Source organism: Mycobacterium sp. (genome assembly GCF_035570115.1).
In the GTDB taxonomy this organism is placed as follows: Bacteria; Actinomycetota; Actinomycetes; order Mycobacteriales; family Mycobacteriaceae; genus Mycobacterium.
Genome location: NZ_DATMLH010000187.1, coordinates 1 through 8898, shown reverse-complemented (window position 1 = coordinate 8898; position 8898 = coordinate 1). Strand labels below are relative to the sequence as shown.

The following is an 8898-nucleotide window of genomic DNA, read 5'->3' as shown; positions in this document are numbered from 1 at the left end:
CGCGCGTTGTGCCGCACTGGAATTCGGGAGAGACAACATCCGGGTGAACGCGGTGAATCCGGGAATGATCGACACCGCGATGAGCCGAAGCGACGCCGTCGCCACCTTCGATGCCGGCGACCTCTTCGCGGGTTTGCCGTTAGCGCGAATCGGCCAGGTAGACGAGGTCGCGGCGTTGATCGCGTTTCTGGCCTCAGACGACTCGACTTTCATCACCGGGGGACAGCACGTCATCGATGGTGGTCTGCTGGCCGGGCAAGTGATGTCCTAACAATCGGGCATGCAGCGGTCGGACAGGCTCCGTCAGCGCGAGGCCCGATGAACCCGGAAAAGCTCCACCAGCCCGGGCACAGCGTGTCTATCTGTTCTCGCCAATGTGGCAGCCGCCACGTCGTGACGCCGTCGCACCACAGGTGCGCTCGTCGCCGAACTCGCGTAGGCTCTGCGTTCATCAATCAAACTCCGTGCGGCTACAGACTATTCGCTATCGCCGCCGGTGACACGCCGAACTGCCCGTTGCCCATCGCGAAATAACTCGCGAGGGTTTCGCCGACTTCAGCATTGTGCCGTGCGCCCAATTTGTCCTGGATGGGGGCGGGTCTCGACACCCAGCCGGCCGTCGCATGTTGTGGGCCAATGAATCCAACGATGCCGTTGATGAAGTTGCTGAGACAAGCTATGGTTAGATCAACATGTGTGTTGAAAAAGCAACCCAGGCTGTAGGCCCGTAGTGGATCGCCGACTCCGCGCCGGCCGTCCACAGGATCCGATCGACCCTGCGCGTGTTTCGGGTTGTGCAGTTGCCTTCAATGTATCCGGCACACCATCGGGGTAAGTCCGCGTTGCAAAAGAAGGTGTTGCAGAAGAAGGTGGTGGCTGTGAACGATCTCGGCGTCGGCCTGCCCGCCTCAGATGATAAGCCGATGCGATCGGGGGGCGCGTGGCTCGCGAAGTAGCGACAACCTCGAAACCCTTTGGCGCCGGGTTCGTCACAGCGATACTGTTCGGCGCCGCCCTCAATCCGATCAACAGTTCGGTCATCGCGACCGGACTCGTGGCGATCGCCACGGCGATGGACGTGCCCGTCGGAAGAACCTCGATCCTCATCTCGAGTTTGTATTTGACTTGTGCCGTCGCGCAGCCGACCACCGGCCGGCTGGCCGAGGAGTTCGGACCGAGGCGCGTCTTTTTGCTCGGCATCGCTATGGTGCTCGCCGGCGGTGTATTGGGGGCTGTCGCAGGCAACCTGGCAATGATGGTGTGGGCGCGGGTGTTGATCGGATTTGGAACATCAGCGGGATACCCGACGGCGATGATGCTGATCCGGCGCCGAGCCGTCGATGCCGGGCTAGACCACCCGCCGAGCACGGTCTTGGGAGGTATAGCGATCGCCGGGGGTGCGACGATGGCGATCGGGCCGTCGCTGGGTGGGCTGCTAATCGGTTGGTTTGGCTGGCGATCGGTGTTCGCGGTCAATCTGCCTTTCGCCGTGGTGGCCGGACTGTTGGCGCTGTGGGGGATTCCACGTGACCCCGATGCACCGACCGGCCGAGCGTGGCGGGTCATGATCAGCCGGTTGGACCTTGCGGGGATAGCGGCATTTAGCGCGGCGTTGGTGAGCGCATTGGTGGCGCTCGAGGGGCTGCCCCATGTGCGGTGGCCGGCGCTTGTCGGTGCCGTGGTGTTCTCGACAGGGCTGGTTTGGCGCGAATTGCGTGCGGCGAATCCGTTTATCGATATGCGGCTGCTGGTCCGCAACAGGGCGCTCTCCCGGACGTATCTACGCGCCGCTCTCACCGTGTTTGGCACCTACGTCGTGTTGTACGGAGTGACACAGTGGATCGAGGCCGCACACGGGCAGTCAGCCTTCGCCGCCGGTCTGATCATGCTGCCGGTCGGCGCGGTGTCCGCGCTGGCGTCGCAGGCGGTCAGCGGTCGGAAGAATCCGCGCATGACACTCATCGTCGCTGCGGTGCTGTTCATCGGAGGCTCGGTGTTCATCTTGACGCTGTCCAAGTCGAGCTCGGTTTTTGCCATCAGCGCGGTCACCGCGATCTTCGGTGCGGTCAATGGAGCCGGCATCGTGGGCAACCAGCTGGCGCTCTACCGCCAAACACCCGCGGACACGATCGGGACCGCCTCAGGGCTGATGCGGACATCCCAATACGTCTCCTCAATCGCCTCGGCGGTCCTCATCGGCGTGGTGTACAGCCGCACCGTTGACAGCGCGGGACTGCACCACGCGGCACTCATCCTGATCGGCATGAGCGTGGTCCTGCTGCTCATGACGCTGTTCGACCGCCGCCTGTCTGGGTCCGGATCGACCACGACGGGTAGAACTCTGGATCGCCCCCGCTTCGCCGATTCCTGAAAGCGGCGAAAAGTAGCTGGTACGCAATGCCTGTCGACTCAGTCGAGCGATGCGATCTTCTGGCGGGAACCCCAACCCGGGCGCCGGGGCCTCAGACTCTCCGCGTCCGCGGATGTTTCAACAATAGCGTAGAAGCACCGAGCAACCGCTACCGTGTGAAATCGTCAACACGACTGTTGACTTTATTGGTGTGCCGTTCGTATGCTGAAGAGGCTGCGGCGAACAGACAGCATTTGGGGATGTCGTCGCGTGCTGGTGATGCCGTTGGGTGCCATCGCTTCTTTGTGCGCAGGACGGAGTTATCGCCCGCGCTCGGCGGTACCGACATGTGATCGCCGGCCCGAGAAGCCATGACGGAGAGCAGAGACCATGACCAGCAAGCCAGCGCACCTGAGCTTCGCCGAGCTGCGCGAGCTCGCCGATTCGGCCAATCTGCCCACCCTGCTGATGTTGATCTACCAGGTCACCGGGGACTCGCGATGGCTGGAACCGCCCTATTGCCCCACCCGCAGCCGAGGTCTCAGCGATCACGACACGGGCGGATTCTCGGAGCAGATCCAGGACGAGGTCCGCTTGGCGGGGGCCCATGCGCTGTTCGATCTGCAATCAGGCAACGCGCCGGCCATCCCGATGCCGAATGCTGAACAGACCAGTCGGATGTTGGGTGTGTGTGTGGGCGAATCAGTCGACCCGTCCTACGGTGTGATGTTCTCCGAAGAGTTCGAACGCCGCATGGGGATACAGGAAGACGTCAACATCGCTGAGAGTGTGCCGCCGGGTTTTCACGTTCTCGTCATCGGCGCCGGGGTCTCCGGCATCATCGCCGCTCAGCGGCTGGGGCAGATGGGCATCCCCTACACCGTGGTTGACGAGCACGACGGTGCGGGCGGCAACTGGCGGGACAATCCGTATCCCGGCGCCGGGGTGGATACTCCCAGTCACCTGTACTCGTTCTCCTTTGCGCCGCACGACTGGACCAAACACTTCGAGCTGCGCCCCGAACTCGAGGAGTACTTCGAGGCGACCTTCGAGCGTGTCGGCGGGCCGGCCAACACCCGGTTCAACACCAAGGTGGTATCGGCCCGGTTCGATCCGGACGCGATGGTGTGGCGGGTTGAGGTCCAAGACCGCCAGGGCAACCGCGATCAGATCACCGCCAACGCCGTCATCAGCGCCGTGGGGGTCCTCAACCGGCCCAGCTTGCCCAACATCGATGGGAGGGACCGCTTCACCGGGCCTTCTTTCCACTCGTCGCACTGGCCCGAAGACCTCGACATCGACGGCAAGAGCGTCGCGGTTATCGGCAGCGGGGCCAGCGCGATGCAGATCGTGCCGGCGATCGCCGACCGGGTCGGCAAGTTGACGGTGTTTCAGCGCACGCCACCGTGGGTCGCGCCATTCGAGAAATTCCAGCTGCCCATCGACTACGGCGCCCGGTACCTGCTCAATCACTTCCCGATGTACCGGTCTTGGTATTTCCTCAAGCTGTACTGGCAGTTCGGCGACAAGGTACTCGATTCGCTGCGCAAGGATCCGAGCTGGCCGCATCCCGAACGCTCAGTCAACGCAATAAACGACGGACACCGGCGGTTCTTCACGGAGTACATCGAGGAGCAACTCGACTCCCGCACCGACCTCCTCGACAAGGTCGTCCCGACGTATCCGCCCTACGGCAAGCGGATCCTCCTCGACAACGGTTGGTATGCGGCGCTGCTGCGCGACAATGTCACGCTGGTCACTGAGGCGGTGTGCGAGGTCCTCGACCAGGGCGTCCGGTCAAGTTCCGGTGACGCCTATGAAGCCGATATCCTGGTGTGGGCCACCGGATTTCAGGCCTCACGGTTTGTGTCGAGCCTCGACATCACCGGGCTGAGCGGCCAGACTCTGCGCGACGCGTGGGACGACGACGATGCGCGCGCCTACCTCGGTGTGACGGTTCCGGATTTTCCGAATCTCTTCCTGCTAGGGGGCCCGAACTCGTTTCCGGGCAGCGGCAGCTTCATGTATTTCATGGAGGTCCAGATGCGCTACATCGGTCGGATACTGGCCTCGATGATCGACGCCAACGTCGCGGCGGTGAACACCAGGCAGGACGTTTACGAGCGTTACGGCGACTTGGTGGACGCGACCAGCCAGACGACGGTGTGGACGCATCCAGGCACCAATACGTTTTTCCGCAACGCCCGGGGCCGACTGGTGTTCGTCTCGCCGTTCCGCAACGTCGAGTACTGGAAACAGGCTGTGGATTCCGGGCTCGAAGACTACGACCTGCTCGGTAACGGCCAGACCGAACATACGGCGGTTGCCGCATCAGCCTAGTCGCGGGCCGCGCCCGCTCGGACAAAGGAACTCAAGCACGATGGAACCGTTGCTGCTCAGTGGATTGAAAGACAAGTCAGCCCTCGTAGTGGGCGGCGGCTTCGGCATGGGCCGCGCAACCGCGCGTTTACTCTCCGCCAACGGTGCGCGGGTCTGTGTGCTCGATGCCGATGCCGAGCGAGTCGAGGCGACAAGCCGCGAGCTGTCCGCCACCGGCATCTGTACCGACATCTGTGAGCCCGGTGCCGCACGCGATGCCGTCAAAAGGGCTGCCACCGAGATGGGCGGGCTCGACATCCTCATCAACATCGTCGGCAAAGGTTACCGGGTCCGGGGGGCCGAGCTGACCGCGCAGACGCAACGGGAAGCGCTCGAGATCAACTACCTGCACCACGTGGAGTTTTGCGCCGCGTTCGGTGAGCACCGCATAGCGGCCGGCAAGCCCGGCGCCATCACAATGGTGTCCTCGTTGGCAGGGTTGCGGCCGTTTCCGGGTCAAATCGCCTACGGTGCCGCCAAAGCGGCGCTCAATTCGCTGACCGCCAGCCTGGCTGTCGAGTGGGGACCCCACCAGATCAGGGTCAATGCCGTGGCACCGGGTGTTGTGCGCACCGATCGCAACACCTGGGAGGGGCAGCCGGGCGATGCGCTGGCCACATCGGTCCCGTTGGGCAGACTCGGCGACCAGGAGGATATCGCGGCCGCAATCGTGTTCTTGTCCTCCGATGCCGCCTCGTACATCACTGGACAGACACTGCTGGTCGACGGAGGGGCCGCCAGCTTCATTCAGTTCTGGCGGCAGTGGTGACGTTCGCGCTGCATCAACGTGACGCGCCGTCCGCCCGGATGCACCCGCCATCGGCCCAGAGCACCTCGGACAGAAGGGAACTGGCGTGACGCTCGATCTCAGTCCCGACGAACTCCTGACGACCACGCGCACCGTGCGTAAACGGCTCGACTTTTCTAGGCCGGTGCCGCGGGGGATGATCCAAGACTGCATTGACGTCGCCGTGCAGGCCCCGACCGGCGGGAACAAGCAGATCTGGCATTGGGTGGTCGTCGGCGACCAAAAGGTCAAGAGCGCCGTCGCCGACGTCTACCGGCGGTGCTGGGACACCACCAGCCACCATGGAGCTTTGCCGAGCTATGACGGCGCCGATCCACGCGCAGGTCGCATGGCCAAGATCCTCGAGTCGGGGCAATACCTAGCCGACAACATCGACCGATCGCCCTGGCTGGTCATCCCGTGCGGAACTGGCCGCGTGCTCGATCAGCCGACGGTGCCCGAGCAATCCAGGTTCTGGGCATCAATACTGCCGGCGATGTGGAGCTTCATGCTTGCCACCCGCGCACGCGGCCTCGGTTGCGCCTGGACATCCGTGCACCTCCAAAGGGAACAGGATGTCGCACAGATCCTGGGTATTCCCTACCCCGAAGTCACTCAATGCGGACTGTTCCCGGTGGCCTACACCAAGGGGACCAATTTCCATCGCGCACAACGTATTCCCGGGGAGGAGCTCACTCACTGGGACCACTGGTGATGCGCCTGACCGGGACCATAGCGTTACTCGAATCGACAAGGAGCCCCATCAGATGACCACCGGTCTGAAGCAAAAATGGGCCGAGGGAAAACCGGCTTTTGGCGGTTGGTGCACGAGTGGGTCGGCCTTCACCGCAGAGGTCATGGCGGCGGAAGGCTTCGACTTCGTGGGTCTCGACGTGCAGCACGGCTTGTACGGCTACGAGTCGGTCGTATCGGCGATTCGCGCCGTGAACACCACGTCGGCAGCCTCGATTGTCCGGGTGCCTTCACTGGATCCGGCGTTCGCGGGCAAGGTATTGGACGCTGGCGCGCACGGCGTCATTTTTCCAGTGGTGGAGACCGCCGATGACGCCGCCGCCGCGGTCAAGGCGTGTCGCTACCACCCGCAAGGGACGCGCAGTTTCGGGCCGGTACGCGCCGGATTCTTGTTCGGCCGAGATCCTGACGTGCTCGCTGCACTCGCGGTGTGCATCGTGATGGTCGAGACCGCGCAAGCGGTCGACAAGATCGATGAAATCGTGTCAGTCGAAGGTGTCGACGCGGTGTTCATCGGCCCCGCGGATCTGGCGATCACCTTCGGCATGGCGCCTGCGGCGGCGCCGGTGCCTGGCGTTCATGCCGATGCCATCGAGGCCGTCCGCCAGGCCGCCAGCGCCGCCGGCCTGGCAGTGGGTATTTCCTGTCCCGACGCCGAATCGGCGCTGAGGTTAGCGGCATCGGGCTACACCTTTTTGCCCATCGGCATCGACACCCACTGGGTGGCTTCAACCGCTCGCGCCGCGCTCGCAGCGGTGCGCGGCGCGGGTTACTGACCCGGTTTGCCCAACTCGGCGGCTGTCCCAGCTGTTGATGCTCGCTGCGCTGTTTCGCCAAGGGCGCCAGTGGATCTCAGTGTGCGCGTGCGTTGTTGGCCAAAGTCGGATGAGTTCAACGGCTGTTCTCGATGCCGAACGGCTCGCGAGGAAGTATGGCAAGAGTTCTTTCCACATATGTGTTGAAATTTGTGCGGCGGACGGCTTACCGTGAAGTGACTAACAGGTACTACGACAAGGGGTTTATCGATGGATTTCATCAGTGCCACCCAGCAGGATCGCAACACTGAGTTGGTGCGCGGCGTCTATGCGGCGCTGTTTGACGGCGACTTCGCCACCTTCAAGGATGCCACCCGCGACGATTTCGAAGCCGACGTGACGCCGTCGGTGCCTTGGGGTGGGCTTCATCGTGGAGCCGAGGCGATCCGGACCAGTGTGCTCCCTGCGCTGGCGGCGGTGATCGATTTCCCCACCATGCGATTGATCAGCGTTTCTGGCGACGGTGATAATGTCGCAGCGCTGTTGACCGCCCGCTCGGTCGGCGGTGACGAAATCTGGCTCGCCGAACACTGGACGCTCAGCGACGGCAAGATCGCGCACCTGCGGGCCTTCTACTTCGACGCGCGACCCCTCGTATCGCCACCAACCGCGACTGCCCCCTAGCAGGCTGCTCGCCGGTTTTGCGCCGACTGCGTCGGCGATTTTCTACACCGGCGCCTCCAGGGGCCTTTTCGCTCATCCGCGGTCAGCATCCATGTGCTCGAATGTCGACGTGCCCAACGTCTTTCGCGCCCCAGCATTTTCCCGCTAGGAACCGACGCACGACGGAAGGGACTATGCGCGCTCGCCCAGCCGCCGGCAGGCTGCGCGCACCCCCGCATCAAGTCGTCGATCTGGCGGGGGTCCAGCTCCGGTACCTTGTCGAGCACCGCTTGGATGACCTGGCTTGCGACATCGTCGGGTCGCATCGTGGCGAGCGATCCCTTGACCGCCCGGCCGATGGGCGAACGGGCGACCGAAACGACGACGGCTTCAGGCATGGTTGGACTCCGTTCCTAGGTCCGCTGCGGGCGCCTCAACGGCGGCGAGCAGGCGGAACTTCTGCACCTTGCCGCTGGGTGTGGTGGGCAGCTCGGCCACGAGGAAGATTTGGCGCGGGACTTTGAACGCTGCGAGCGCACGTGCGCTGTGTGCCTTGAGGTTCTCCACGGTGACTTCTGCGCCGCTGCGCAGTTGCACCCATGCATAGCCCACCTGGCCCAGCCGGTCGTCGGGCACCCCGGCTGCGGCGGCGCGTTGGACCGCCGGATGAGTTTGCAGCGCCATTTCGACCTCGACGGGGTCGACGAGCTCGCCTCCCACCCGGTAGTGATCGCTGTGCCGGCCGATGAAGACGATATTGCCTTTGGGGTCTCGCCGTACGACATCACCTGTGCGAAACCAGCCTTCGCCGTTGAATGCCCGCGCGGTTGCGACCGGGTCGTTGTGGTAGCCAAGCATGATCGACGGGCCGCGCAATAACAGCACACCCCGTGACCCATCGGACACGGGTCGGCCGGTGACCTCATCGACAATCAAAGCGCGGATCCCATCCAAAGGGCGTCCGACCGTTCCGACGGCTACGTCCACAGTGTCCTCGAGGGTGGGCATTATGACGGTGGACGCAGTCTCGGTACTGCCGTACGTGTTCAGGCATGGCGCACGGAATTTCGCGCGCACCCGTCGGCTCAGATCGGATGCGAGCGGGGTGATCGCGAACCGGATCTTGGCGAAGTCGATATCATCGACGGCCGGGTCGTTCAATTGATCGATGTAGGTGGTGGGCACGCCATACACCATCGTCGCGCCCTCAG

8 protein-coding genes and 1 pseudogene are annotated in these 8898 nt (G+C 63.6%); 7 read left to right on the top strand and 2 right to left on the bottom strand.

All coding sequences use genetic code 11. From position 1 onward, the window contains the following. The 7 genes from VNW74_RS16980 to VNW74_RS16950 form a co-directional block, all read left to right on the top strand. Positions 1-271: SDR family NAD(P)-dependent oxidoreductase (locus VNW74_RS16980; protein ID WP_325674958.1), on the top strand; the 271-nt coding region annotated here is incomplete at its 5' end. A gap of 669 nt (positions 272-940) precedes the next feature. Continuing rightward, positions 941-2371 carry an MFS transporter gene (locus VNW74_RS16975; protein ID WP_325678834.1) on the top strand — a complete coding sequence of 477 codons (1431 nt, stop codon included), beginning with the start codon at positions 941-943 and terminating at the stop codon, positions 2369-2371. Between the two features lie 369 nt (positions 2372-2740). After that, positions 2741-4690: an FAD-dependent oxidoreductase gene (locus tag VNW74_RS16970; RefSeq protein WP_325678832.1), complete on the top strand. Its 1950-nt coding sequence runs from the start codon at positions 2741-2743 to the stop codon at positions 4688-4690. Positions 4691-4730: 40 nt separating this feature from the next. Next, positions 4731-5498: an SDR family oxidoreductase gene (locus VNW74_RS16965; protein WP_325678830.1), complete on the top strand. Its 768-nt coding sequence runs from the start codon at positions 4731-4733 to the stop codon at positions 5496-5498. Between the two features lie 85 nt (positions 5499-5583). Next, positions 5584-6231, top strand: coding sequence for a nitroreductase family protein (locus tag VNW74_RS16960; RefSeq protein WP_325678828.1), 648 nt, complete (start codon positions 5584-5586; stop codon positions 6229-6231). A gap of 52 nt (positions 6232-6283) precedes the next feature. Continuing rightward, positions 6284-7045, top strand: coding sequence for an HpcH/HpaI aldolase family protein (locus VNW74_RS16955; protein ID WP_325678826.1), 762 nt, complete (start codon positions 6284-6286; stop codon positions 7043-7045). Positions 7046-7294: 249 nt separating this feature from the next. Continuing rightward, complete coding sequence (locus tag VNW74_RS16950) at positions 7295-7708, top strand: nuclear transport factor 2 family protein (protein ID WP_325678824.1); 414 nt, start codon at positions 7295-7297, stop codon at positions 7706-7708. Positions 7709-7899: 191 nt separating this feature from the next. Here the strand turns inward: VNW74_RS16950 and VNW74_RS16945 are convergent. After that, positions 7900-8085, bottom strand: a pseudogene (locus tag VNW74_RS16945) (acetyl-CoA C-acyltransferase); the annotation flags it as partial. Next, positions 8078-8898 (bottom strand): class I adenylate-forming enzyme family protein (locus VNW74_RS16940; protein WP_325678822.1); only part of this gene is annotated, 821 nt, incomplete at its 5' end. The pseudogene VNW74_RS16945 and the gene VNW74_RS16940, both read right to left, overlap by 8 nt.

Bases quoted from the DNA above. Each gene is read 5' to 3' on its own strand.
- VNW74_RS16970 (WP_325678832.1), top strand. From the start codon at position 2,741: ATGACCAGCAAGCCAGCGCACCTGAGCTTCGCCGAGCTGCGCGAGCTC.
- VNW74_RS16965 (WP_325678830.1), top strand. From the start codon at position 4,731: ATGGAACCGTTGCTGCTCAGTGGATTGAAAGACAAGTCAGCCCTCGTA.
- VNW74_RS16955 (WP_325678826.1), top strand. From the start codon at position 6,284: ATGACCACCGGTCTGAAGCAAAAATGGGCCGAGGGAAAACCGGCTTTT.
- VNW74_RS16950 (WP_325678824.1), top strand. From the start codon at position 7,295: ATGGATTTCATCAGTGCCACCCAGCAGGATCGCAACACTGAGTTGGTG.